General features: G+C 62.0%; 24 protein-coding genes and 1 tRNA gene. 8 read left to right on the top strand and 17 right to left on the bottom strand.

What is annotated here, in order from left to right:
• Positions 1–22: 22 nt before the first annotated feature.
• The 6 genes from coaE to C8C96_RS22455 form a co-directional block, all read right to left on the bottom strand.
• Positions 23–643 carry a dephospho-CoA kinase gene (gene coaE / locus C8C96_RS22480; protein ID WP_121943696.1) on the bottom strand — a complete coding sequence of 207 codons (621 nt, stop codon included), beginning with the start codon at positions 641–643 and terminating at the stop codon, positions 23–25.
• A 9-nt stretch (positions 644–652) separates the two neighbouring features.
• The gene (locus C8C96_RS22475) at positions 653–1,525 is read right to left on the bottom strand and encodes an A24 family peptidase (RefSeq protein WP_121943695.1); all 873 of its coding nucleotides are present in this window, start codon (positions 1,523–1,525) and stop codon (positions 653–655) included.
• Positions 1,525–2,745, bottom strand: coding sequence for a type II secretion system F family protein (locus C8C96_RS22470; RefSeq protein ID WP_121943694.1), 1,221 nt, complete (start codon positions 2,743–2,745; stop codon positions 1,525–1,527). The genes C8C96_RS22475 and C8C96_RS22470 overlap by 1 nt, the downstream gene beginning before the upstream one ends.
• 20 nt (positions 2,746–2,765) lie before the next feature.
• The gene (gene pilB / locus C8C96_RS22465) at positions 2,766–4,505 is read right to left on the bottom strand and encodes a type IV-A pilus assembly ATPase PilB (RefSeq protein WP_121943693.1); all 1,740 of its coding nucleotides are present in this window, start codon (positions 4,503–4,505) and stop codon (positions 2,766–2,768) included.
• A gap of 135 nt (positions 4,506–4,640) precedes the next feature.
• Positions 4,641–4,717: transfer RNA gene (locus tag C8C96_RS22460), tRNA-Pro, on the bottom strand.
• A gap of 39 nt (positions 4,718–4,756) precedes the next feature.
• Positions 4,757–5,686: a polyprenyl synthetase family protein gene (locus C8C96_RS22455; RefSeq protein WP_121943692.1), complete on the bottom strand. Its 930-nt coding sequence runs from the start codon at positions 5,684–5,686 to the stop codon at positions 4,757–4,759.
• 235 nt (positions 5,687–5,921) lie between these two features.
• Between C8C96_RS22455 and rplU the strand changes: the two genes are divergently transcribed.
• From rplU to proB, 4 genes are all read left to right on the top strand, one after another.
• The gene (gene rplU / locus C8C96_RS22450) at positions 5,922–6,233 is read left to right on the top strand and encodes a 50S ribosomal protein L21 (protein WP_005794184.1); all 312 of its coding nucleotides are present in this window, start codon (positions 5,922–5,924) and stop codon (positions 6,231–6,233) included.
• 15 nt (positions 6,234–6,248) lie between these two features.
• Complete coding sequence (gene rpmA, locus C8C96_RS22445; protein WP_005794180.1) at positions 6,249–6,506, top strand: 50S ribosomal protein L27; 258 nt, start codon at positions 6,249–6,251, stop codon at positions 6,504–6,506.
• Positions 6,507–6,676: 170 nt separating this feature from the next.
• Entirely contained in the window at positions 6,677–7,747 is a 1,071-nt protein-coding gene (gene cgtA / locus C8C96_RS22440; RefSeq protein ID WP_121943691.1) for an Obg family GTPase CgtA, read from the top strand.
• 89 nt (positions 7,748–7,836) lie between these two features.
• The gene (gene proB, locus C8C96_RS22435; protein WP_056060322.1) at positions 7,837–8,979 is read left to right on the top strand and encodes a glutamate 5-kinase; all 1,143 of its coding nucleotides are present in this window, start codon (positions 7,837–7,839) and stop codon (positions 8,977–8,979) included.
• A gap of 106 nt (positions 8,980–9,085) precedes the next feature.
• Here proB and C8C96_RS22430 read toward each other — a convergent pair whose 3' ends face one another.
• Positions 9,086–9,763, bottom strand: a complete 678-nt coding sequence (locus C8C96_RS22430) for an RNA pyrophosphohydrolase (RefSeq protein WP_056060325.1) — start codon at positions 9,761–9,763, stop codon at positions 9,086–9,088.
• A gap of 93 nt (positions 9,764–9,856) precedes the next feature.
• Between C8C96_RS22430 and C8C96_RS22425 the strand changes: the two genes are divergently transcribed.
• Both C8C96_RS22425 and C8C96_RS22420 read left to right on the top strand, forming a co-directional pair.
• The gene (locus C8C96_RS22425; protein ID WP_121943690.1) at positions 9,857–11,599 is read left to right on the top strand and encodes a proline--tRNA ligase; all 1,743 of its coding nucleotides are present in this window, start codon (positions 9,857–9,859) and stop codon (positions 11,597–11,599) included.
• Complete coding sequence (locus tag C8C96_RS22420) at positions 11,596–12,303, top strand: lytic transglycosylase domain-containing protein (RefSeq protein WP_121943689.1); 708 nt, start codon at positions 11,596–11,598, stop codon at positions 12,301–12,303. The genes C8C96_RS22425 and C8C96_RS22420 overlap by 4 nt, the downstream gene beginning before the upstream one ends.
• A gap of 37 nt (positions 12,304–12,340) precedes the next feature.
• On the opposite strand, the gene C8C96_RS22415 is transcribed toward C8C96_RS22420, so the two are convergent.
• The 6 genes from C8C96_RS22415 to hemA form a co-directional block, all read right to left on the bottom strand.
• Positions 12,341–13,684, bottom strand: coding sequence for a hemolysin family protein (locus tag C8C96_RS22415; RefSeq protein WP_056060334.1), 1,344 nt, complete (start codon positions 13,682–13,684; stop codon positions 12,341–12,343).
• Between the two features lie 174 nt (positions 13,685–13,858).
• Entirely contained in the window at positions 13,859–14,866 is a 1,008-nt protein-coding gene (locus C8C96_RS22410) for an AAA family ATPase (RefSeq protein WP_099731088.1), read from the bottom strand.
• A gap of 156 nt (positions 14,867–15,022) precedes the next feature.
• Positions 15,023–15,346 (bottom strand): Grx4 family monothiol glutaredoxin, encoded by a 324-nt coding sequence (gene grxD / locus C8C96_RS22405; protein ID WP_056060339.1) that lies wholly within the window; start codon positions 15,344–15,346, stop codon positions 15,023–15,025.
• A 60-nt stretch (positions 15,347–15,406) separates the two neighbouring features.
• Entirely contained in the window at positions 15,407–16,252 is an 846-nt protein-coding gene (gene prmC, locus C8C96_RS22400; RefSeq protein WP_121943688.1) for a peptide chain release factor N(5)-glutamine methyltransferase, read from the bottom strand.
• Positions 16,253–16,324: 72 nt separating this feature from the next.
• Positions 16,325–17,413, bottom strand: coding sequence for a peptide chain release factor 1 (prfA, locus tag C8C96_RS22395; protein WP_121943687.1), 1,089 nt, complete (start codon positions 17,411–17,413; stop codon positions 16,325–16,327).
• Between the two features lie 113 nt (positions 17,414–17,526).
• Positions 17,527–18,858, bottom strand: coding sequence for a glutamyl-tRNA reductase (hemA, locus tag C8C96_RS22390; protein ID WP_108498337.1), 1,332 nt, complete (start codon positions 18,856–18,858; stop codon positions 17,527–17,529).
• Between the two features lie 72 nt (positions 18,859–18,930).
• Between hemA and C8C96_RS22385 the strand changes: the two genes are divergently transcribed.
• Together C8C96_RS22385 and C8C96_RS22380 are read left to right on the top strand one after the other, a co-directional pair.
• A complete protein-coding gene (locus C8C96_RS22385) occupies positions 18,931–19,209 on the top strand; it encodes a hypothetical protein (protein ID WP_121943686.1) in 279 nt (92 codons plus the stop codon).
• A gap of 172 nt (positions 19,210–19,381) precedes the next feature.
• The gene (locus C8C96_RS22380) at positions 19,382–20,350 is read left to right on the top strand and encodes a tripartite tricarboxylate transporter substrate binding protein (RefSeq protein WP_121943685.1); all 969 of its coding nucleotides are present in this window, start codon (positions 19,382–19,384) and stop codon (positions 20,348–20,350) included.
• Between the two features lie 110 nt (positions 20,351–20,460).
• On the opposite strand, the gene ugpQ is transcribed toward C8C96_RS22380, so the two are convergent.
• The 4 genes from ugpQ to ugpE form a co-directional block, all read right to left on the bottom strand.
• Positions 20,461–21,222, bottom strand: coding sequence for a glycerophosphodiester phosphodiesterase (ugpQ, locus tag C8C96_RS22375; RefSeq protein ID WP_121943684.1), 762 nt, complete (start codon positions 21,220–21,222; stop codon positions 20,461–20,463).
• Entirely contained in the window at positions 21,219–21,623 is a 405-nt protein-coding gene (locus tag C8C96_RS22370; protein WP_233584295.1) for a VOC family protein, read from the bottom strand. The genes ugpQ and C8C96_RS22370 overlap by 4 nt, the downstream gene beginning before the upstream one ends.
• A complete protein-coding gene (locus C8C96_RS22365) occupies positions 21,592–22,602 on the bottom strand; it encodes a sn-glycerol-3-phosphate import ATP-binding protein UgpC (protein WP_056060362.1) in 1,011 nt (336 codons plus the stop codon). Before C8C96_RS22365 ends, C8C96_RS22370 begins: the two co-directional genes overlap by 32 nt.
• A 61-nt stretch (positions 22,603–22,663) precedes the next feature.
• The gene (ugpE, locus tag C8C96_RS22360) at positions 22,664–23,515 is read right to left on the bottom strand and encodes a sn-glycerol-3-phosphate ABC transporter permease UgpE (protein ID WP_056060366.1); all 852 of its coding nucleotides are present in this window, start codon (positions 23,513–23,515) and stop codon (positions 22,664–22,666) included.
• Position 23,516 lies beyond the last annotated feature (1 nt).

Genomic DNA, 23,516 nt, shown 5'->3' with positions numbered 1-23,516 from the left:
AGCACAAACGGTTTCGTACGCATCATAGCCCGAACAGTGTGGCCACTTGCCGCACCTCAGCCTGTAACTGCTCCAGTGAGCAACGTGCTTCGTTGGCAATCACCACATCGGCCACCGCCCTGCGCGCTGGGCGCGTAGCTTGTGAGGCAATGATGCCTTGCACGGCTTCGGCAGACAGACCGCTGCGCTGCATGACTCGCGCGATCTGGGTCTGCTCTGTGCAGTCCACCACGACCACGGCGTCGAGTTGGCGCGCCCACCGCCCGGACTCCGTCAGCAGCGGGATGTCGTGCACGATCCATCGGCAGCCAGACTGTATGGCCTGTTGAATCCGTTGCTGGCTTTGCAAGGCCACCAAGGGGTGCACGATGGCCTCCAGTTGGCTGCGCGCCTGCGGTTGGCTGAAGGCCAGTTGCCGCATGCGCGCACGATCCAGCGCGCCCGATGCATCAACATATGCTTCACCAAAGGTAGTTTGAATGGCAGGCATGGCCGCACCGCCCGGCCCAGTCACCTCCCTGGAGATCTGGTCGGCGTCGATGAGGCTTGCACCCAAGGACGCCATCATCTGTCCTACGGTGCTCTTGCCGCTACCGATGCCGCCGGTCAGACCCAGGCGCAAGGGCTGTCGGTGGGTTGCCATGAGAGTTCGTCAGAGCCCCAGAAGACCGAGCACTGTACTCAAAATGGCGTTGGGGCCGAACACCATCGCGGTGAGCCCTGCACCCACCAGGAAGGGGCCGAACGGAATGTAGCCACCCTCACGCAAGCTGCTGAAAATTTTCATTGCGATCCCGATGATGGCGCCAATCACTGAAGACATCAAAATGATCGGCACCAGCGCCTGCCAGCCAAACCATGCGCCCAATGCTGCAAACAGCTTGAAGTCGCCGTAGCCCATGCCTTCTTTGCCTGTCGCCAACTTGAAGCCCCAGTAGACCAGCCAGAGCGACAGATATCCTGCCGCAGCGCCCATGACGGAAGCAAACAACGGTACGTTCGTCCATTGCAGGGCCGATGCCAGCAACCCCGCCCAGAGCAAAGGCAAGGTGATGTCATCAGGCAAAAGCGTGGTGTCCCAGTCAATGAACGCCAGAGCAATCAGGGCCGCCGAAAAGCCGCACCATGCCAACCCCGCAGGCGTCGCGCCCCAGCGATGGATACAGAAAAAGAACAGCGCTCCCGTTGCCAGTTCGACCATCGGGTAGCGGGGGCTGATGCGTGTTTTGCAGGACGAGCACCGTCCGCGCAAAAACAGATAACTCAAGACAGGAATGTTTTCATGCCAGCGCACCACATGCCCGCAGGCTGGGCAGCGGGACCGAGGTGTCATGAGGTTAAAGGTGGGGCGAGTGTCCTCGGGCAGCTCTTTGCCTTGGTTGGATGCCTCGACTTGCGCGAGCTCTGCCGCCCATTGCCTCTCCATCATTTTGGGAAGGCGGTAAATAACTACATTCAGAAAACTGCCGAAAAGCAACCCGATCACGCCGCCGAAAACGGCGTCCCACCACGCGTCCAACACCATTACACGACCTGACCGAGCTTGAAGATGGGGAGATACATCGATACCACGATACCGCCGATGAGCGTGCCCAGAAAAACGATGATGATGGGCTCCATCAGGCTGGACAGGCCAGCCACCATGTCATCCACCTCGGCTTCATAGAAGTCGGCAGCCTTGCCAAGCATGTGGTCGATAGAGCCGGATTCTTCGCCAATCGCGCACATCTGCAGCACCATGGAGGGGAAAATATTGGCATTGCCCATGGCTGCCGTGAGGCTGGTGCCTGTAGAGACTTCCTGCTGGATCTTGTCCGTGGCTAAGGAATACACAGAGTTGCCAGCGGCTCCACCCACCGAATCAAGCGCCTCAACCAGTGGTACGCCGGCGGCGAACATGGTGGATAGCGTCCGAGTCCAGCGCGCGACGCAAGACTTATCGATCAATGGGCCAAACACCGGAATACGCAGCAGAAGCCGGTCCATGAACATCTGCATCTTTTCATTGCGGCGCCATGCCTGCATGAAAAAGAAAAAACCACCTCCCATAACGCCGAAAATTAGCCACCACCATTTGACGAATATTTCACTTATAGCCATCACAAACAGTGTGGGGGCGGGAAGGTCGGCGCCAAAAGAGGTGAAAACTTCCTTAAATGCAGGAATCACGAAAATCATGATAACTGTTACCACCACGAAGGCAACAATCACGACGGAAATTGGATACATAAGAGCTGATTTGATCTTCGACTTGATCGCCTCGGTTTTTTCCATGTAGGTGGCAAGCCGATCTAGGAGCGCTTCCAAAATACCCGCGGCCTCGCCTGCCTCTACTAGGTTACAATACAGACTGTCAAAGTACATCGGGTACTTTCTAAAAGCCCCATTGAGCGATGTTCCTGTTTCGATATCGGAGCGAATGTCGTTAAGTAGTTTGGTGACACTGGCATTGGTATTGCCGCGACCTACGATATCAAAAGCCTGCAACAGTGGTACGCCCGCTTTCATCATGGTCGCAAGTTGGCGGGTAAACAGTGCAATATCCTTGGGCTTAATCTTTTTGCCCGAGCGCATGCGACGTTTTTTAATTTTGGTAGGAAAAACCCCTTGGCGACGCAAGGTCGCTTGTACCTGATTTTCTCCGACCGCACGGATTTCTCCGCGAACAATCTTTCCGTTGCGGTCTTTGCCCTCCCACTCGAAGACAAAATCTTTAATATCTTTAGCTGATGCTGCGGTAACCATGGTGCCCTCGTCCTCGAATATTATTCGTTGGTCACAGCCAGCACTTCTTCTAGCGAAGTGAGGCCTAATTTGGCCTTGTAGAGCCCCGATTCGCGTAGCGACCGAACACCCTCGGCACGAGCCTGCTCGGCGATCTCCAATGCACTTCCGTCACGGAGGATGATTCGTTGGATATCTTCGGAAACAGGCATCACCTGATAGATACCGAGTCGGCCTTTGTAGCCGTTGTTGCAGGCCGAGCAACCTACAGGCCGGTATGTCACCCATGAGCCGTCGATCTCGTGTTCTTCGTACCCTGCGTCCACTAAAGCCTCATGTGGGATGTCTGCGGGAACCTTGCACACCGGACACAAACGACGGGCCAACCGTTGCGCAGTAATCAGAATCACGCTGGATGCGATATTGAATGGCGCTATACCCATATTACGCATGCGCGTAAGCGTGGTAGGGGCGTCATTTGTGTGCAGCGTAGAAAGCACTAGGTGGCCCGTCTGCGCTGCTTTGATGGAGATATCTGCAGTCTCTAGATCTCGAATTTCACCCACCATAATGATGTCAGGATCTTGGCGCAGAAATGACTTCAATGCCACTGCAAAGGTCAGTCCGGCCTTTTCGTTTACATTGACCTGATTAACACCAGGCAGGTTGATTTCAGAAGGGTCTTCGGCTGTGGCGATATTTACACCAGGCTTGTTTAGCAGGTTCAAACAGGTGTAAAGAGACACCGTTTTGCCTGAGCCTGTAGGACCCGTTACCAGAATCATTCCATAGGGGCGACCAATGGCTTGGAGCAATCGCTCTTTTTCTACGGGCTCATAGCCTAACGCGTCAATACCGAGTTTTGCACTGCTAGGATCCAAAATGCGGATCACGATTTTTTCCCCGAACAAGGTTGGCAAAGTGCTCACCCGAAAGTCAATCACTCTATCCGGCCCCACCTTGAGCTTCATGCGGCCATCTTGGGGAACGCGCTTCTCTGAAATATCCAGTCGCGAAATCACCTTGATACGGGACGCGAGCTTGTCCTTGATAGCGATCGGTGGGGATGCTATTTCGCGCAGCTCTCCGTCAATGCGGAAACGAACGCGGTATTGGTGTTCGTAAGGCTCAAAATGCAAATCGGAGGCGCGCATATTGAAGGCGTCGAGCAGCATTTTGTGCAGGAACTTGACGATCGGCGCATCTTCAACTTCCGTTGCTCCTGTATCCGCTTCTTCAGGCGCATCTTCAATAGCAACATCGTCAAAAGCGAAGTCTCCGCCTCCACTCACCAGCGTGTCCATGGATTCGCTGGTGGATTTGGTCGTAATTTCTACGAGCCGGCTGAGTTTGTCATATTCCGCAATAATCCAATCCACACCCATTTGGGTGGTGAATTTGATTTTCTCTGCAGCTTCTTGGTCAGTCGGATCGGCGGTTGCGACGATCAGCCGGTTGTTGCGCTTGCTCAGGACCACCACGCGATATGCTTGGCATATCTTGTTATCCAGGAGCTCCTTCGGCAGGCGCAAAGGATCAATGGCGTCCAGGTCGAGCAGGGGTGCACCGAAAACCGCAGATACCGTGTGCGCCAGATCCGCTGCAGAAACAGCTCCAGAGCCCGTCAGCTCGGCAATGAAACTAGTACGGCTTATTTGTGATTTTTTGTAAATGTCTTCTGCTGACTTTTGGGTCAGCTTGCCCGCAGACATCAGGGCGCGGCCGAGCCCGGGCAGGGCTACTGCAGAGGCTTCTTTGAGGGCAGTATCAACAGCGGCCATGTAACCGAGAATGTGTTAGGTGTGGAAAAGAAACCATCCTATCATCACCGATCAACCATGGGCTGTACAGCGGCGCATATTGGCAACGGCGCCACAAACGGGTGGGATTTTGGTAGGTGACCATACTGCGATATATGGTCGGGGTGAGAGGATTCGAACCTCCGGCCTCTACGTCCCGAACGTAGCGCTCTACCAGGCTAAGCTACACCCCGCAGCTTGTAAAAGCACTCGCGAGTGATCTAGTGCCTCTTTCAATTTCGCCGCCCCAGCAAATGGGCTGCCAATTCTAGCAAACCCTCCGAATAGGCATTTGCGGGTAATAGTCGGGCGGCAGCCATGGCGCGGTGCGCTTCAGCGAAGGCTGCGGCGCGGGTAACGTCCAGGGCGCCTGTCGAGCGGACGATGCTCACGATTTCTTCTAGTCGTTCGGTCGAACCTTGTTCGATGGCTTGGCGAACGATTTCCGCCTGGCTGGGGGTGCCTCGTTCCATGGCGGCGATCAGGGGGAGGGTGGATTTGCCCTCTCTCAAGTCGTCACCCAGATTTTTGCCCATCTCGGCAGTGTCGCCGTCGTAGTCCAGCACATCGTCAATGATCTGGAATGCTGTACCCAGTGCCTGTCCGTAAGTTGCGCATGCCTCTTCCACATCGGGGGGGCTGTTGGCCAGGATGGCGCCGAGGCGGGCGCTGGCTTCAAAAAGTTTGGCTGTTTTGGAGCGGATGACACGCAGATAGCCCGCTTCATCCAGTGAGGCGTCGTGCATGTTCATCAGCTGGAGCACTTCGCCTTCCGCAATCACGTTTGTGGCCTCGGAGAGGATTTCCATGATGCGCATGCTTCCAGCCTCGACCATCATCTGGAATGACCGGGTGTGCAGAAAGTCGCCCACGAGAACACTGGCAGGGTTGCCAAAGGTTTCGTTGGCTGTGGGGCGGCCACGGCGCAGGGTGGATGCATCCACCACATCGTCATGCAGCAGTGTTGCGGTGTGAATCAACTCGACCACTGCCGCCAGGCTGTGTCGATGTGTGCCACGGTAGCCCAAGGCTCCGCACACCATCAGCAGCAGAGCGGGGCGCAGACGCTTGCCGCCAGCTGCAATGATGTATTGCGAGATCTGCGCCACCAGGGGGACACTCGATGTCAGGCGCTGACCGATGACCTTGTCGACCTCGTGCATGTCTTGTGCAACGAGCGTGAGGGGGGAAGCTGCAGGGGCGGTATGGTCAGTCAAGATGGTGGTCACAGAAAGTGCCCGAATTATAGGAAGGCCCGCTACATGCCTGACGAGTGCGGTGGCGTGTTGGTCACGCCGAATTGACTGATGCGCGTGGGGCTGGCGAGGTGATGCCAGATGCGCTATACTCGCGGGCTCTGCGGAAATTCGTCTGCAGAACTCATATCAAGAGGTCAACATGTACGCGGTCATAAAAACCGGCGGCAAGCAGTATCGCGTTGCTTCCGGCGAAAAAATTAAAGTAGAACAGATTGCTGCGGACGTAGGCCAGGAAATTGTGATCGACCAGGTTCTGGCTGTCGGCAACGGCGCTGAACTGAAGGTTGGTACGCCCCTGGTGTCCGGCGCAACCGTGAAAGCCACCGTCGTGGCCCACGGCAAGCACGACAAAGTGCACATCTTCAAGATGCGCCGTCGCAAGCACTATCAAAAACGCCAAGGCCATCGCCAGCAGTTCACTGAGCTGCAAATTGGTGCGATTGCTGCTTAATCGAAGGAGCTAGTCATGGCACAGAAAAAAGGCGGCGGCTCTACGCGAAACGGGCGTGACTCCAAGCCAAAGATGCTGGGTGTCAAGGCCTTCGGTGGTGAACTGATCAGCGCTGGTTCGATCATCGTGCGCCAGCGTGGCACACGTTTCCACCCCGGCACCAACGTCGGCGTTGGCAAGGATCACACCTTGTTTGCCCTGGTGGACGGCCATGTGTCGTTCGGTACCAAGGGTGCATTGTCCAAGTCCACGGTCAATGTGACTCCCGCCTGAGGATTGCTCCTCCGGCAACCATCGAAGCCCCGCTTTGTCGGGGCTTTGTTGTTTGGTCTGCACGCGTCGCTGGTGCGCCTTTGGTCTGTGGCGCCTGGAATGGCCCCTGCTGTTCCGCCACAATTGGTCAGCAGCCGAGAGTACGGCCTCTTTTGTAAACTGGATACCCCATGAAGTTCGTCGACGAAGCCTTTATTGACATTGCCGCAGGTGATGGTGGCAATGGCTGCGTGTCGTTCCGGCACGAAAAATACAAGGAGTTCGGCGGTCCCAATGGTGGTGACGGTGGGCGCGGGGGGCATGTGTTTGCTGTGGCCGATCCCAACCTGAATACCCTGGTGGACTATCGCTACTCGCGCCGTCACGAGGCCAAACGGGGTGAGCATGGCATGGGCTCCGATATGTTCGGCGCAGCGGGTACGGACATCACACTCAAGATGCCGGTCGGGACCATCATCACCGACGCCGAGACGGGTGAAGTTCTGTATGAGCTGCTGACCCCGGGCGAGGTCATCACCATCGCCAAAGGCGGTGATGGCGGCTTTGGCAACATGCGTTTCAAGAGCGCGATCAACCGGGCCCCGCGTCAAAAAACCCCGGGCTGGCCGGGCGAGAAAAAGAATTTGAAGCTGGAGCTGAAGGTGCTGGCCGATGTGGGCCTGCTGGGCATGCCCAACGCCGGCAAGTCCACCTTCATCACGGCCGTGTCCAATGCGCGACCAAAGATTGCGGATTACCCGTTCACCACGCTGCACCCCAACCTGGGCGTCGTGCGGGTGGGGCCTGAGCAGAGCTTTGTTGTAGCCGACATCCCCGGTCTGATCGAGGGAGCTTCTGAGGGCGCTGGCTTGGGCCACCAGTTCCTGCGCCATCTGCAACGCACGCGTTTGCTGTTGCACATCGTGGACTTGGCGCCGTTTGACGAGGCTGTGGACCCGGTGGCGCAGGCCAAGGCCATCGTGAACGAGCTCAAGAAATACGACCAGCAGCTGTACAACAAGCCGCGTTGGCTGGTGCTGAACAAGCTGGACATGGTTCCCGCTGATGAGCGTGAGGCGCGCGTGAAGGATTTTGTGAAGCGTTTCAAATGGAAGGGGCCGGTGTTTGAGATCTCGGCCCTCACGCGTGAGGGCTGTGAGCCACTGATTCACGCCATCTTCCGCCATGTGCAGTCCGAGCAGCGCACGGAGAACGAGCCGGTGGAGGTGGATCCCCGTTTCGCCGGCGATGCTCCAGCCTGACGCGTCGGCGCTCAGAGGATAGGATTGCTGCATTTTTAATAGCTACTCAGGTATGAAGCAGTAGCGCTATCGGCATCAAAGACATCAAAATGGTTTCCAGCGTATTGAGAGATGCCCGCCGCATCGTGGTGAAGGTGGGCTCCAGCCTTGTGACCAACGAAGGGCGTGGACTGGATGAAACCGCCATCGGTGAGTGGAGTCGCCAACTGGCCGCGCTGGTGCGGGGCGTAGGGGGAGCCCCACGCGAGGTGGTGATGGTGTCCAGCGGTGCCATTGCCGAAGGCATGAAGCGCCTGGGCTGGACCACAAGACCCCAGGAGATCCATGAGTTGCAGGCTGCTGCAGCGGTGGGGCAGATGGGGCTGGCGCAGATGTACGAAACCAAGCTGCGCGAGCAGGGGATGGGCAGCGCGCAGGTACTGCTCACCCATGCCGATCTGGCGGACCGTGAGCGCTATCTCAATGCGCGCTCCACCTTGCTCACGCTGCTGCGTTTGGGTGTTGTGCCGGTGATCAACGAAAACGACACGGTGGTCAATGACGAGATCAAGTTTGGCGACAACGACACGCTGGGTGCGCTGGTGGCCAACCTCGTGGAAGCCGATGCCCTGATCATCCTCACAGACCAGAAGGGGCTCTACACCGCCGACCCACGCCGTGATCCGTCTGCGCAGTTTGTGCATGAGGCCAAAGCGGGTGATCTTGCTCTGGAAGCGATGGCGGGCGGCGCGGGCTCCAGCATTGGCAAGGGCGGCATGATCACCAAGATTCTGGCGGCCAAGCGCGCTGCAGGCTCCGGTGCATCGACCGTGATCGCCTGGGGGCGCGAATCCGACGTATTGGTCCGTTTGGTGAGTGGTGAGGCGTTGGGTACTTTGCTGGTTGCCCAGACACAGAAAAAGCAGGCCCGCAAGCAGTGGATGGCGGACCATTTGCAACTGCGTGGCTCTGTGGTGGTGGACGCTGGGGCTGCTGCCAAGGTGCGCGACGAAGGCAAAAGCCTGCTGCCAATCGGCATGACGGCAGTGGAGGGGGACTTTTCGCGCGGCGACGTGATTGCCGTGCGCGACGGGTCTGGGGCAGAGATTGCACGCGGCTTGGCCAACTATGCAGCGGCGGAAGCCCGCCTTCTGTGCCGCAAGCCGTCGACGGAGTTTGAGAAACTGCTGGGCTACATGGCTGAGCCGGAAATGGTGCACCGCGACAATCTCGTGTTGGCGCAAGGCGCATAGAGACTGGGTGCGCGCATCAATCCTTGTCGATTCAGGACTGAGCGGATTCGCCCATCAAAACAAAACGCCTGCAGATGCAGGCGTTTTTCATGGTGCGATGCCAGGGTCAGCGCGGTGTGTCTGATACCGATGGCATGCCGTCGAGTTCTCCCGGCATGCTGTTTTGAGGATCGGGATCAAAACTGGCGCCTGGGGGGAGTTCCATGCCGGGGTTGACCAGCATGGAGCCTGTGCGGAACATGTTGGCGACGCCCGCATGTTCACCCTCGCGGGTGCGTAAACCGCTGCGCAAATAGCGGTTGCGCTGCTCGTGTCGCGGCAGATAGCGGGCCAGTTCGGTCAGTGCCATCTCATAGACACCGCGCTTGAACTCGACCACCACATCCAGTGGAACCCAGTAGTCGTTCCACCGCCAAGCGTCAAACTCCGGGTGATTGGTCGCACGCAGGTTCAGATCCCAGTCGTGCCCCATCAATTGCAACAGGTACCAGATCTGCTTCTGGCCCTTGTAGTGGCCGCGCGCATCGCGGCGGATGTACCGGTCAGGCACCTCATAGCGCAACCAGTCCCGGGTGCGGGCCACCACGCGAACGTGGTTGGGCAATAATCCCACCTCCTCATGCAGCTCGCGGAACATGGCTTGCTCGGGGGTCTCACCCCGGTCAATGCCACCCTGCGGAAACTGCCAGCTGTGGGTGCGTATGCGCTTGCCCCAAAACACCTGGTTTTTCTGGTTGAGCAGGATGATGCCGACGTTCGGCCGAAAGCCGTCCCGGTCAAGCATAATCAAACCCCAAATTTTTAAACTGTGTCCATTATGCACGGCGCCTAGCGCGCAGCAAGTGGACGGCCCCGTTCTGCCTGCAATCGACTCCCGATGAAAGCCTCCCAATTCTTCATTTCCACCCTCAAGGAAGCTCCGGCGGACGCCGAAGTGGTCAGTCACAAACTCATGACGCGGGCCGGGCTGATCAAGAAGCTGGGCGCTGGCATCTATAACTACATGCCTCTGGGCCTGCGCGTGATCCGCAAGGTGGAGGCCATCGTGCGTGAAGAGATGAACCGCGCGGGTGCTGTCGAGCTGACCATGCCCGTGGTGCAGCCCGCTGAGCTCTGGCAGGAAACCGGCCGCTTTGAGAAAATGGGCCCCGAGCTGCTGCGCATCCAGGATCGCCATGGTCGCGACTTTGTGGTGCAGCCGACCAGCGAAGAAGTGATCACTGACATCGCCCGTCAAGAGCTCAAGAGTTACAAGCAGCTGCCGAAGAACTTCTACCAGATCCAGACCAAGTTCCGCGACGAGCGCCGCCCCCGTTTTGGCCTCATGCGCGGACGTGAGTTCATCATGAAGGATGCCTATAGCTTTGACCGCGACCAAGTGGCCGCCAAGGCCAGCTACCAGGTGATGGCCGCAGCCTACCGGCGGATTTTCGATCGCTTCGGCCTCACCTACCGTGCCGTGGCCGCTGACAGCGGTGCCATCGGGGGGGACCTGTCGGAAGAATTCCAGGTGATTGCCGCCACGGGCGAAGACGCCATCGTGTACTGCCCGCAGAGCGACTATGCCGCCAATATGGAAAAGGCGGAGGCGCTGGCCCCCGCCGGACCACGCGGTGCTGCCACACAGGCGCTGACCAAAACAGCCACCCCAGGCAAGAGCACCTGTGCCGATGTAGCAGAACTGCTGGGTGTTCCGCTGAACATCACGGTCAAGTCACTGGTGCTGGCCACGGACGAAACCAACGAAGCGGGTGAGATCGTCAAGACCCAGGTGTGGCTGCTGCTACTGCGCGGCGACCACGACATGAACGAGATCAAGGTTGGCAAGGTGCCCGGACTGGCGGGCTTCCGCTTTGCGACGCTGGGCGAAATTGAGGACCACTTTGGCTGCAAGCCGGGTTACCTGGGTCCCATCGGCCTGAAGAAGCCTTTGAAGATCGTGGCAGACCGCGAAGTCGCTGTGATGGCCGACTGGATCTGCGGCGCCAACGAAGTGGACTTTCACATCACCGGCGTCAACTGGAGCCGCGACCTGCCGGAGCCCGACATGGTGGCCGACCTGCGCAACGTGGTGGCGGGCGACCGCTCCCCCGACGGCAAGGGCGAGCTGGCGATCGAGCGCGGTATCGAAGTGGGCCATGTGTTCTACCTGGGCACCAAGTACAGCAAGGGCATGAACGCGACCTTCCTGGGCGACGACGGCAAGCCGGCATTCTTCGAGATGGGCTGCTACGGCATTGGCGTGACGCGCCTGCCCGCTGCCGCCATTGAACAAAACCACGACGAGCGCGGCATCATCTGGCCGGACGCGATTGCGCCGTTCACCGTGGTGGTCTGCCCCGTGGGCATGGACCGCAGCGAGGCCGTCAAAGCCACGGCCGAGCAACTGTATGCCGACCTGCTGGCCGCGGGCGTGGACGTGATCTTGGACGACCGTGGCGAGCGCCCCGGCGCGATGTTTGCCGACTGGGAATTGATCGGCGTGCCACACCGCGTGACCATTGGCGACAAGAGCCTGAAAGAGGGTGTTGTCGAGTACCAGCACCGCCGGGACGCCGCCGCCACCAAGGTGGCCGTGGCCGACATCCTGGCCCATGTGAAGGGTCGTATGGCTGTATGAGCAAGAGCGGCGTCACTCTGAGCGCTCCGTGGGCTGCGACTTCTGGCGGCCCCGTGGGGATGTCGCGCCGCGGCTGTCTGGTGTCGCTGGCTTCGCTGGCAGCGCCCGCTGCCTGGCTGGGTGCTCCGCAGGTGGCGCACGCAGGCGGGCAGCTGGAGGAGCCCCTGATGGACTCGGTGCGCACCGCACTCAGCTCTGCCATTGCCAACCAGGCGCCGCCCGAGCCGGAGTTTTTTACCACCGAAGCGCGCCTGCACTACCTGCGGTGGCTGGGTACGCAGAGTGATCGCCTGCGGCCGCGCAAACCGGACCTGGAAGTACGCCGCGACTTTTTGCAGACGGTCTGGTACGAATCCAAGCGCGCCGGGCTCGATGTGTCCTTGGTCTTGGGGCTGATCCAGGTAGAAAGTGGGTTCCGCAAATTTGCCGTGTCCAGCGTTGGAGCGCGGGGCTATATGCAGGTCATGCCCTTCTGGACGCGCGTGATTGGCGATGGCGACCCGGGCAAGCTGTTTCACATGCAGACCAATCTGCGTTTTGGCTGCGTCATTCTGCGCCACTACATTGACCGGGAGCAGGGCGATTTGTTCATGGCGCTTGGCCGCTACAACGGCAGCCGAGGCCGGTCGCCTTACCCCGATGCCGTCTTTGGAGCGCAGCGCAAGTGGCTGTTTGCCGATCGGCCGCAGTCGCCGGCCGCATAGAGCGATCAGCGCGGCGGTGACATGGACCGCGCCTTGGTCACTCCACAGCGGTTCCCGTCGGTGCTGACGGGCTCGGGGCCGATGCACCAGGGGCCCCGCCCAGCCTGGAGACCATGACCTGGTCGATGCGATAGCTGTCCACGTCCAGCACCTCAAACTTGTAGCCGCCCCAGCTCACGCTGTCAGTACGGCGTGGCACGCGGCGTAGCATCACCATCAGGAAGCCCGCCAGGGTTTCGTACTCGCCGGTGTGGGGCAGCTCGTCCAGCGACAGGGCGTGCAGCACATCCTCAATGGGGGTGACCCCATCGATGAGCCAGGAGTTCTCATCCCGTCGCACGATCTGCTCTTCGTCCGCCGGGCCCACCAGGTCACCCATCACGGTGCTCATGACATCGTTGAGCGTGACCACACCGACCACCAAGCTGTACTCGTTCACGATGACGGCAAAGTCCTCGTGGACTTGGCGGAACTGCTCCAGCACCTCCGACAGGGTCAGCCGGTCGGGCACGATCAGCACCTTGCGCACCAGGCTGTCGTCGGCCAGCGAAATCGGCTGGTTGTTCAGCACGCGCTGGAACAGATCCTTGGCATCCACATAGCCCACCACATGGTCGATGTCGCCTTCGCACACCGGGTAGGTCGAAAACGGCTCGGCAGCGATGCGCAGGCGGATGACCGAGTCGGGCTCGTCGCGCAGAAAAAATGCAATGCGGTCGCGCGGCGACATGGCGCTGGACACTGTGCGCGTGTCCAACTCAAACACGTTGGTGATGACCTGCTGCTCGCGCGCCGCCAGCACCCCGGCACGCGCGCCTGCCTCCATCATGGCCAGGATATCGTCTGACGTGATGCGGTCATCGCGCAGCGATGACAACCCCAACAGGCGGAACAGCGCGTCGGCCCCCCGACTGTAGAACCACACCAGCGGCCGCAACAGCGTCATGCACCAGGCCATGGGCTGTGCCAGCCGCACCACCAGCCGCTCGGGCTCTGCCATGCCCAGGCGTTTGGGGAACAGATCGGCAAACAGGATGAACAGCGAGGTAATGATGAGGAAAGACGCCAGGAACCCCGCCCGCTCTGCCGTGGGCCCCGACATCCACAGCGCAAACAGCTCACTGAAATGCGGGCTTAGCGCACCTTCGCCCACGATACCGCCCAGGATGGCCACGGCGTTCTGCCCTACCTGCACCACCGTGAAGTAGTCGCCCGGCTGCTCCTGCATGCGCAGCACCCGGTCCGCACGCGCGTCGCCTTCATCGGCCATCTGGCGCAGGCGCAGGCGGCGGGCGGCCGCGAGCGAAATCTCGGCCATGGAGAAAAAGGCGCTGGCTGCAATCAGCAGCCCGATCACGAAGAGGCTTTGGGACAGGGTCATGGGACGAAGGCGGAACCGGAGTACAGCGGTACACCGGGCCACCAAGTGTATCTGGGCACCTTGCACACGGGCCCGCTGGCGCGCCTTGTGAAGCATGCCACCTGCCGCCCCATGCCACTGCATGGTGTGGCAGGGGGCGGGTGGCGCTACAGTGCGGCCGACTGCATCGCGCTACTACTGCACAAAGCCAATCCGGCTGCGCCCCGTGGCGGCCTTCGGCAGGTCGGTGATCTCCACCGTGGACCGGCGGTCCAGCCGCGCATTGCCGAAACCCGTCATCAGCGCCCGCCGCATTTCGCGCGGGGGCATCTGTGCTAGGTGGTCCAGCACGTCGTCCGTCGGCTCCGGGTCCAGCAGGCGGCCCCAGTCGTGCCCCGCGCGGATGCCCTGGTACAGGTTGCGCGCAATGGTGCGGGCCTGCTCCAGCGTGGGCGCCTCCACCTCGAACACGTTCATGCGGTTCAGGATGGGATCGGGAATGCCGCGTGTGTCGTTGGCGGTGGTAATCCAGATGACCTGGCTCGCGTCGATGGCCACCTCCGCAAACTCATCGGTAAAGCTCTGGGCGGTGTCGTACTCCAGCAAGCTGTACAGCGCACCCAGCGGGTCGTACTGCGCATCGCTGCTGGCCTTGTCGATCTCGTCCACCACGATGACGGGATTGGCATATTCGCCCTCCACCAGCGCCTCGAACACCTTGCCAGGGCGCGCGCCCTTCCACTGCGCCGACGAGCCCGACAGCAGCCAGCCTGCGGTCATGGAACTCATGGGCAGCAGGTTCATGCCCGTGCCCAGCAGCTCGGCCAGGTGGCGCGCGAAGTGGGTCTTGCCGATTCCGGGCGGGCCCAGCAGCAGCATGGGTGTGACCTCCAGGCCATCGCTGCTGTCCTGCGCCAGCGCCACGTGGCGCTTCACGTCGTCCAGCACCTCGGTGAAGTTGGGCAACTGCTCGTACAGGCTGGCCATGTCGGGGATGCCCGAGGGCTTGACCTGAAAACGCTCCGGGCCGCGCTCCAGCATGCGTTCGTACACGGTGCGCAGGGTTTCGTATTCCCTCTGGTTGCCGGACTCCTGCAGGCGAGCGAGCTTGCGCTCGACATCGCCCGGGTGGAACACATTGCGCATCTGGGCCACCGGCAGGCGCAGGGCAGGTGGCTGGGGAACAAGGCTATGGCTGGTCATTGCATGCTCCTGTGAGGGTTACGTCACGCAATCATTCAAGCACACAACATGCCCGCTGCTCCATCGGAAAAGCCCCTGATTGGTGCCTCTGTTGCGGGCAAACAAAAAGGCCGCCCGAAGGCGGCCTGATGGCGGGTGAGGCAAGGGTCGCTTCGATCAGCCCTCGGTGCCCAGCACTTGCTTGAGTTCGCCCGACTCATACATCTCCATCATGATGTCCGAGCCGCCGATGAACTCGCCCTTCACATACAGCTGCGGGATCGTGGGCCAGTTGCTGTATTCCTTGATGCCCTGGCGAATTTCGTCGTCCTCAAGCACGTTGACGGTGACCACGCTCTTCGGGTCCACGCCACAGGCCTTGAGGATCTGGATGGCGCGGCCGGAGAAGCCACACATGGGGAAGCTGGCGCTGCCCTTCATGAACAGCAGAATGTCGCTGGATTTGACGAGGCCGTCGATGCGTTGTTGGGTGTCGCTCATGGGAAAACTCCTTGAAAGAGGCTGCGGGCGAATGGATGCTGAGGGCCCGCGATGGAGGGATTATTTCACTGTCGGCCATTGCCCGCCTGTGCAGCGTGCGATGTCGGCAAGGTCATTGCGGCTTTGTACTCGCACAAAGCCCTGGGCGGCAAGCAGCTCCTGCACGGCGTCTGCCTGGTCGTAGCCATGCTCCAGCAGCAGCCAGCCGCCCGGCCGCAGGTGGGCGGGCGCCTGGGCGACGATGGCGCGGATGTCTTCGAGGCCGTCCGCTCCGCTGGCCAGGGCTTGCAGGGGCTCGTGCGTCAGCGCGGCCAGGTGCGGGTCTGCGCTGGCGATGTAGGGCGGGTTGGAGACGATGGCGTCGAATGGCCCCTCCACTCCCACCAGCCAGTTGGCCTGCTGAAACCGCACGGGCAGGCCCAGCCGCTCAGCGTTGGCCTGCGCCACAGCCAGGGCATCGGCACTGGCATCCACCGCCAGCATCTGGACGTCGGCACGCTGGCTTTGCAGTGCCAACGCAATCGCGCCGCTGCCGGTGCCCAGGTCTACCACGCGCGGTGATGTCAGCGGGGCGATCACCTCCAGCGCCCAGTCCACCAGCGTTTCGGTGTCAGGGCGCGGGTCCAGCACGCGCGCGTCCACCTGCAGCGGCAGGCCGTAGAACTCCTTGCGGCCGGTGAGGTAGGCCACGGGCTCGCCCGCCACGCGGCGCTGGCACAGGGCAATGAACTGGGTGTGTGTGGTCTCGTCCAGCGCGTCGGTATCGTGCGCCAGCAGCCAGGCGCGGCCGACATCAGGCCGACCGACGGCGTGCAGCAGCAGCAGTTGCGCGTCGATACGCGCCAGGCCCAGGGTGTGTGCCTGCGCCAAAGCCTGGGCGAGGGTGGGAGAGGTGGTGTGGTTCACTATTGTTTTGATAGCTGGTCAGGCATATGAATCTAGCGCTACCAGGCAATTTGTCTCAAATTCTGGCCTGGCTCACCCGGTGGCGCCCATCTCCAGCTCTTCCAGCTGCTCGGCCTCGCGGGCATGCTGCAGGGCCTGCAGCACATCGCCCAGGTCGCCTTCCATCACGTACAGCAGCTTGTACAGCGTGAGGTTGATGCGGTGGTCCGTGAGCCGCCCCTGCGGAAAGTTGTAGGTGCGGATGCGGTCGCTGCGGTCGCCGCTGCCGATCAGGCCCTTGCGCAGCGCGGCCTCCTTGGCGGCGCGTTCGCTGCGTTCTTTCTCTTGAATGCGGGCCTGCAGCACCTGCAGCGCCTTGGCCTTGTTGCTGTGCTGGCTGCGGCCGTCCTGGCATTCGGCAACGATGCCGGTGGGCAAGTGCACCACGCGCACGGCCGAGTCGGTCTTGTTGATGTGCTGGCCACCGGCGCCGCTGGCGCGAAAGGTGTCGATGCGCAGGTCGGCCGGGTTGAGCTTGATGGCCTCGTGCTCGTCGGGCTCGGGCATCACGGCCACGGTGCAGGCGCTGGTATGGATGCGGCCTTGGGTCTCGGTGGCGGGCACGCGCTGCACGCGGTGGCCGCCGGATTCGAATTTGAGAGCCCCGTAAACATGGTCACCCTCTATGCGCAGCACGATTTCCTTGTAGCCGCCGAGCTCGGCCGCGTTCTCGCTCACCACCTCCACCTTCCAGCCCACGTTGGCGGCGTAGCGGGTGTACATGCGCGTGAGGTCGCCTGCGAACAGCGCCGATTCGTCACCACCCGTGCCCGCACGGATTTCCACAAACGCGTTGCGCGCGTCGTCGGGGTCCTTCGGTAAAAGCAGGCGCTGCAGTTCGTCTTCCAGTTGCAGCAGTTCGGCCTCGGCACTGGTGATTTCTTCCTGTGCCATCTCGGCCATGTCGGGGTCGGCCAGCATCTCGCGCGCACCCGCCAGGTCGGCCTCGCGCTGCTGGTAGCGGGCGTAGCGGCCGGCGACCTGCGTGACCTCGGCGTGCTCGACGGAGATGCGGCGGTACTGCGCCATGTCGCTCATGATGTCTTCGCGCGAGAGCAGGAAGTCGAGTTCGCCCAGGCGCTGTGCGTAGCGCTCCAGCTGGCTTCTGAGAAAGGGTTTCATGGAATTCTGGAAAAAGGATTTGCTACAGATTTGGTAGCTGGTGGCGCATGTAAATCATGCGCCTGGGGCCGATTTGGCTCAAATCGGAACGGCTGTGGAGCGGGCGAGCGCCGCTACAGGCCGTTGTTGTTGGGCGTCTTGCTTTGCGAGCGCAGGAATAGGCGCGAGACGGTCTGGGCCGTCTGGGCGCGCATCTCGGCGTCGCCCGCGCGCAGCTCGGCCAGGGTGCCGTGCAGCATCTTCTGCGTGAGGCCGCGCGACAGGGCTTCGAGCACGGCGTCCACGTCCTCGCCCTTGGCCAGCAGCTTCTTGGCACGGGCGATTTCCAGAGCACGCCATTCGTCCGTCTGGGCGTTGAGCTGCTGGATCAGCGGCACCACGCCACCCTCGGCGGCTGCGGGGCTGCGCAGCTCCATCCAGTGCATGAAGCTTTGCACGCCCGCGTCGATGATGGCCTCGGCCTGCGCCACGGCGGCCTGGCGGTTGGCCTGCGCGGTTTGCACCACGGTGGCCAGGTCGTCCACGGTGTAGAGGTACACGTCGCCCAGGGCCTTGACCTCGGGCTCGATGTCGCGCGGCACGGCCAGATCGACCATGAACATGGGGCGGTGGCGGCGCTTCTTGAGTGCGCGCTCCACGGCACCCAGGCCGATGATGGGCAGGCTGCTCGCGGTGCAGCTGATGACGGCGTCGAACTCGTGCAGGCGCTCGGGCAGGTCGGCCAGGCGCATTACCTCACCGCCAAAGCGGGTGGCGAGCTTTTCGCCGCGTTCCAGCGTGCGGTTGGCAATGGCGATCTGCTTGGGGTTCTTGGCGGCGAAGTGCGTGGCGCACAGCTCGATCATCTCGCCCGCGCCGACGAACAGCACGCGGATCTTGGAGAGGTCTTCAAACAGCTGGCTGGCCAGGCGCACGGCGGCGGCGGCCATACTGATGCTGTGTGCGCCAATCTCGGTGCTGGTACGCACCTCCTTGGCCACGGCAAAGCTGCGCTGGAACAGCTGGTTGAGCGTGGTGCCCAGGGCGCCAGCTGTCTCCGCAGCGCGCACCGCGTCTTTCATCTGGCCCAGGATCTGGGCCTCGCCCAGCACCATGGAATCGAGCCCGCTGGCCACGCGGAAGGCGTGGCGTGCGACGAGGCTGTCTTCCAGCGTGTAGGAGTGCGAGCGCAGCAGCGCGGGGCTCACGCCGCCGCTGTGGGCCAGCCAGCCCAGCGTGTGGTCCACAGCGGGCTGGTCGCCGGCACAGTAAATTTCGGTGCGATTGCAGGTGGAGATGATGGCGGTTTCCACCCCGGGGTGGCGGCTGGCAGCGCCGCCAGAGTTGCCCAGCGACTGGCGCAAACCGTGCAGCGTGGGGGCGATCTGATCGAGCGCAAACGCAAACCGGCCGCGCAGATCGAGCGGCGCGGTGGTGTGGTTGATGCCGAGGGCCCAGACTGCCATAAGCTGCAATTATAAAATTGTTGGCCCGAACAGGCGGCCTTGCTTGTTCAAGCCTTGATTTGGGTCAATTCCATGGGTCCGCTGGACATCGTCAACCACCTCCTCAACTTTGTCGCACCCGCTGCTGCCATGGCGCTGGTGTTGGTGCTTTCGGGCCGTCTGGTGGGCTCCCGCAGTGCCTCTGCGATGTCTGTGTGGCTGCGGTGGGCGATTCTGTTTGCCGTGGGGGTGACGGTGCTCGCGGCAGGGCTGGTGCTGTGGGGACGTGACGGCAAGATGCTCACCTATGCCGCGCTGGTGGTGGCCTGCGCCACCTGCCAGTGGGTGCTGGTGCGGGGCTGGAAGGCTTGAAGCTTTCAGCAAGCCGTCACGTGTTTTGAGGGTTTGCGAGAGGTGATCTTGAGGGCTGTCGCGCCCTGGGGTCTGATAGCCTCTTTGCATCTTCCCGTGCGGCCGCCATGGCCCGCGCCGACGGAAGCGGCAAGCATCCCTCACACCCACAACCAAAGCTGGAGACAACCCCATGAAACTGCTGCGTACCTGCATCACCCTGGCCGCAGGCCTGGCCTTTGCTGCCGCCGTGCATGCGCAGGCGTTTCCGTCCAAGCCCATCCGTATCGTGGTGGGCTTCCCTGCCGGCGGGCCGCTGGACCAGCATGCGCGCCTGTTGTCCGACAAACTGCAAACCGTGCTGGGACAGCCGGTGGTGATGGACTACAAGGCCGGAGCCGGTGGCACCGTGGGCGCGCAGGAGGTGATGAAAGCGCCCCCTGACGGCCACACCATCATGCTGGCCAATACGGGGGTGATGGTCATCAACCCCGCGCTGTACAGCCGCCTGCCCTATGCCACCCTCAAGGACTTTGTGCCCGTGGCGCGCACGGCCATGCAGCCGCTGGCCTTGCTGGTCAACACCAGCGTGCCCGCCAAGAATCTGCAGGAGTTCATGGCCTATGCCAAGTCGCGGCCCGGTCAGGTCAACTTTGGCTCGGCGGGCAATGGCGGCATCAGCCACCTGGTGCCCGAGATGTTCAAGACCGCCACGGGCCTGTTCATGGTGCACATCCCCTACCGGGGCAGCGCGCCGGCATTCACCGACCTCATGGGCGGGCAGGTGCAGTTCATGGCCGAGAGCATTCCGCAGGCCGCGTCGTACCACAAGCAGGGCAAGGTGCGTGCCCTGGCCGTGACCAGCAAGGAGCGCAACCCCGCGCTGCCCGAAGTGCCCACGGTGATCGAGAGCGGCATCAAGGGCTTTGAGGTGGTGGGCTTCTATGGCTTTCTGGCCCCTGCAGGCACGCCTAAGGACGTGGTCAACAAGCTCAGTGACGCCTTTGACCAGGTGTTGCAGATGCCCGATGTGCGCAATCGCATGGTGAGCCAGGGAGCCGATCCGGCGTTTCTGGGCGCGGACGACTTTGCCAAGTTCCTGGCCTCGGAGATGCCCCGCTGGGCCGACGCCGTCAAGAAGTCTGGCGCAAAACTCGATTGACCCCCTGAGGCGCTGTGCGCCTTCGCCCTGCAGGGGGACTCCACCGGTGGCCCGGCAAACCCGGTCCCCGGTGGCGCTGGCTTGGGGCGGGGTTGGTTGGAGGGTGCACCCTACGGCGTGGCGGGCGAGAAGAAATCCACGCGGTCGGTGATGATGCCGTCCGTGCCCAGCGCGATGAGGCGCTGCGCCGCCCAGTCGTCGTTCACCGTGTAGCTCAGCGTGCGCATGCCCATGCCGTGGACTTGCGCCACCAGGGCCGGGTCCCACAGCGCGTGGTTGCACACGATGGCCACACAGCCGAGCGCCTGCGCCTTGTCAAAGCATCCGTCCCACAGCGCGTCGATGAGCAGCGCGCGGGGCAGGTGGGGCGCGGTGGCCATGGCGCCCGCCAGCGCCTCGGGCTTGAACGACGAGAACAAGGGCGGCACGGCCTGCCCTTGCCACAGCCGTGCGGCGTATTCGCCCACCACGCGGCCGGTAACTTCTTCCTGGCCTGGTGTGGGCTTGATCTCGATGTTCAGGAAAAACCCGTTGGCAATGCAGTAGCGCGCCAGGTTCTTCAGTGTGGGAAGGGGCTCGCCCGCGTGACTGCGAGAGTGCCAGCCGCCAGCGTCCAGCTGGGCGAGCTGGGCCCAGGGCTGGTCGCCGCCGGTGCCGTGGCCGTTGGTCGTGCGCTCCAGCGTGGCGTCGTGCATCAGAAAAGGCACGCCGTCGCTGCTGAGCTTGGCGTCGCACTCGAACATGCGGTAGCCGTATTGGGCACCCAGCCGGAAGGCGGCCAAGGTGTTCTCAGGGGCCAGCTTGCCCGCGCCGCGGTGGGCGATCCAGCGGGGGTAGGGCCAGGGGGCTAGGGTAGACGAGGGTGCGCTCATGCGGGTTCACCAAATTTCAGCAGATTGCCATGGGGGTCGATGACATACATCTCCTTCATGCCCCAGGGCTGGACAGTGGGAGGTGCCAGTTGCAGGCCGCGTGCCGTGAAATCCGCATGCAGCAACCCGGTGTCTGCACGCACGTAGCACGAAGTGTTTTCTGCTATGTGGCGCTCGGTGCAGGGCCAAAAGTGCAGCTCGCAGCCATCGCGCTGCAGGATCAGGTAGTTATCCATCTCCAGCAGTGCGGTGAAACCCAGCCGCTCGACGTAGAACTGCCGGGTCTCCGCCAGGTGTAGCGAGGCCAGCACCGGCACGGTGGCCAGAACCCCACGCCCGGCGCGGGCGGCTTCAGGCGGCTGCCCGGGCTCAGTCGGGGATGCGCTTACCGGTGGTGGCATCGAAAGCGTGCAGGCGGTCGGGACGGGGCACGACGTGGATCACCGCATCCGGCTGCGGCGCGTGGGTGCCTTCTTCCACCCGGACGATGATCTGTTCGCCGTTGATGCGACCGTAGATCAGGCGCTCGGCACCCAGCAACTCCACAGTTTCGACGGTAACGGCCCAACCCTCGCTGCGCACATCCAGATGCTCCGGGCGGATGCCCAGAATGGTGCCCGGTTTGGCGCCTGGTGCGTTTTTGAGCAGGTTCATCGGCGGCGAGCCGATGAAACTGGCCACGAAGGTGGAGGCGGGCGTGTGGTAGACCTCTTCGGGCGTGCCGAACTGCTCCATGTTGCCTGCGTTCATCACGATCATGCGCTGGGCCAGCGTCATGGCCTCGACCTGGTCGTGTGTCACGAACAGGCTGGTGATGCCCAGTTCGCGGTGCAGCTTCTGGATTTCGAGGCGGGTCTGGGCGCGCAGCTTGGCGTCCAGGTTGGACAGCGGCTCGTCAAACAGGAACACCTGGGGCTGGCGCACGATGGCGCGGCCCATGGCCACGCGCTGGCGCTGGCCGCCCGACAGCTCGCGCGGCTTGCGCTCCAGCAGGTGGCCCAGTTCGAGGATCTTGGCGGCCTTGTCGACGCGCGCCTTGATCTCTTCCTTCGGTACCTTGGCGATCTTCAGGCCGTAGGCCATGTTCTCGAAGTTCGTCATGTGCGGGTACAGCGCGTAGTTCTGGAACACCATCGCGATGTCGCGCTGGGCGGGTTCCAGGTCGTTGACCACACGGTCGCCAATACGCAGTTCGCCGCCGGAGATTTCTTCCAGGCCCGCGACCATGCGCAGCAGGGTGGACTTGCCGCAGCCCGAGGGGCCGACGATGACGACGAACTCGCCGTCCTTGACCTCGGCGTTCACGCCGTGGATGACCTGGTTGGCCTTGGGGCCCACGCCGTAGCGCTTGACGATGTTGCGAAGAGAGAGGGATGCCATATGTGCAATGAATTTGATAGCTACAGGGGCTTATTGAACAAGCGCTTGCAGGAGTTTTGTCTTATTTTTCGGTGTCCACCAGGCCCTTGACGAACCAGCGTTGCATGACCACCACCACAAAGGCAGGCGGCAGCATGGCCAGGAGGGCCGTGGCCATCACGATGTTCCATTCGTTGCCTGCGTCGCCACCGGCCAGCATGCGCTTGATGCCGATGACCACCGGGTACATGTCTTCGGACGTGGTCACCAAGAGCGGCCACAGGTACTGGTTCCAGCCGTAGATGAACTGGATCACGAACAGTGCGGCAACCGAAGTGCGCGACAGCGGCACCAGGATGTCCTTGAAAAAGCGCATCGGACCGGCGCCGTCCACGCGTGCGGCCTCCACCAGCTCATCGGGCACCGTCAGGAAGAACTGGCGGAACAGGAAGGTGGCGGTGGCCGAGGCGATCAGTGGCACCGTGAGGCCCGCGTAGGTGTTGAGCATGCCCAGGTTGGATACGACCTGGTAGGTAGGCCCGATACGCACTTCCACGGGCAGCATCAGCGTGATGAAGATCAGCCAGAAGCAGATGCCCTTGAAGGGGAAGCGGAAGTACACGATGGCAAACGCCGACAGCAGCGAGATGGCGATCTTGCCCACCGTGATGACCATGGCGGTGACAAAACTCACCCACATCATGCGGGCCACAGGCGCGGTGGAGCCCGCACCCGCGCCGCCGCCAAACAGCGCGTCGTGGTAGGTCTGCCAGAAGTTGCTGCCGGGCACCATGGGCATGGGCACCTGAACGATGTCCTGTGCGGTATGGGTGGAGGCCACGAAGGCCAGGTACAGCGGGAAGCCGACGATGATCACGCCCAGCACCATGATGAGGTGCGAGAACGCTGTGAGATAGGGGCTGCGTTCGACCATT

It is taken from the genome of Acidovorax sp. 100, assembly GCF_003688355.1.
Classification (GTDB): Bacteria; Pseudomonadota; Gammaproteobacteria; order Burkholderiales; family Burkholderiaceae_C; genus Acidovorax; species Acidovorax delafieldii.
This window is presented reverse-complemented; position numbering and strand designations above follow the sequence as displayed.

Excerpts from the sequence above, each read along its gene's own strand:
- coaE (WP_121943696.1), bottom strand. The coding sequence starts at position 643 with ATGGCAACCCACCGACAGCCCTTGCGCCTGGGTCTGACCGGCGGCATC.
- C8C96_RS22475 (WP_121943695.1), bottom strand. The coding sequence starts at position 1,525 with ATGGTGTTGGACGCGTGGTGGGACGCCGTTTTCGGCGGCGTGATCGGG.
- C8C96_RS22470 (WP_121943694.1), bottom strand. The coding sequence starts at position 2,745 with ATGGTTACCGCAGCATCAGCTAAAGATATTAAAGATTTTGTCTTCGAG.
- pilB (WP_121943693.1), bottom strand. The coding sequence starts at position 4,505 with ATGGCCGCTGTTGATACTGCCCTCAAAGAAGCCTCTGCAGTAGCCCTG.
- C8C96_RS22455 (WP_121943692.1), bottom strand. The coding sequence starts at position 5,686 with ATGCACGAGGTCGACAAGGTCATCGGTCAGCGCCTGACATCGAGTGTC.
- rplU (WP_005794184.1), top strand. The coding sequence starts at position 5,922 with ATGTACGCGGTCATAAAAACCGGCGGCAAGCAGTATCGCGTTGCTTCC.
- rpmA (WP_005794180.1), top strand. The coding sequence starts at position 6,249 with ATGGCACAGAAAAAAGGCGGCGGCTCTACGCGAAACGGGCGTGACTCC.
- cgtA (WP_121943691.1), top strand. The coding sequence starts at position 6,677 with ATGAAGTTCGTCGACGAAGCCTTTATTGACATTGCCGCAGGTGATGGT.
- proB (WP_056060322.1), top strand. The coding sequence starts at position 7,837 with ATGGTTTCCAGCGTATTGAGAGATGCCCGCCGCATCGTGGTGAAGGTG.
- C8C96_RS22430 (WP_056060325.1), bottom strand. The coding sequence starts at position 9,763 with ATGCTTGACCGGGACGGCTTTCGGCCGAACGTCGGCATCATCCTGCTC.
- C8C96_RS22425 (WP_121943690.1), top strand. The coding sequence starts at position 9,857 with ATGAAAGCCTCCCAATTCTTCATTTCCACCCTCAAGGAAGCTCCGGCG.
- C8C96_RS22420 (WP_121943689.1), top strand. The coding sequence starts at position 11,596 with ATGAGCAAGAGCGGCGTCACTCTGAGCGCTCCGTGGGCTGCGACTTCT.
- C8C96_RS22415 (WP_056060334.1), bottom strand. The coding sequence starts at position 13,684 with ATGACCCTGTCCCAAAGCCTCTTCGTGATCGGGCTGCTGATTGCAGCC.
- C8C96_RS22410 (WP_099731088.1), bottom strand. The coding sequence starts at position 14,866 with ATGACCAGCCATAGCCTTGTTCCCCAGCCACCTGCCCTGCGCCTGCCG.
- grxD (WP_056060339.1), bottom strand. The coding sequence starts at position 15,346 with ATGAGCGACACCCAACAACGCATCGACGGCCTCGTCAAATCCAGCGAC.
- prfA (WP_121943687.1), bottom strand. The coding sequence starts at position 17,413 with ATGAAACCCTTTCTCAGAAGCCAGCTGGAGCGCTACGCACAGCGCCTG.
- hemA (WP_108498337.1), bottom strand. The coding sequence starts at position 18,858 with ATGGCAGTCTGGGCCCTCGGCATCAACCACACCACCGCGCCGCTCGAT.
- C8C96_RS22385 (WP_121943686.1), top strand. The coding sequence starts at position 18,931 with ATGGGTCCGCTGGACATCGTCAACCACCTCCTCAACTTTGTCGCACCC.
- C8C96_RS22380 (WP_121943685.1), top strand. The coding sequence starts at position 19,382 with ATGAAACTGCTGCGTACCTGCATCACCCTGGCCGCAGGCCTGGCCTTT.
- ugpQ (WP_121943684.1), bottom strand. The coding sequence starts at position 21,222 with ATGAGCGCACCCTCGTCTACCCTAGCCCCCTGGCCCTACCCCCGCTGG.
- C8C96_RS22370 (WP_233584295.1), bottom strand. The coding sequence starts at position 21,623 with ATGCCACCACCGGTAAGCGCATCCCCGACTGAGCCCGGGCAGCCGCCT.
- C8C96_RS22365 (WP_056060362.1), bottom strand. The coding sequence starts at position 22,602 with ATGGCATCCCTCTCTCTTCGCAACATCGTCAAGCGCTACGGCGTGGGC.
- ugpE (WP_056060366.1), bottom strand. The coding sequence starts at position 23,515 with ATGGTCGAACGCAGCCCCTATCTCACAGCGTTCTCGCACCTCATCATG.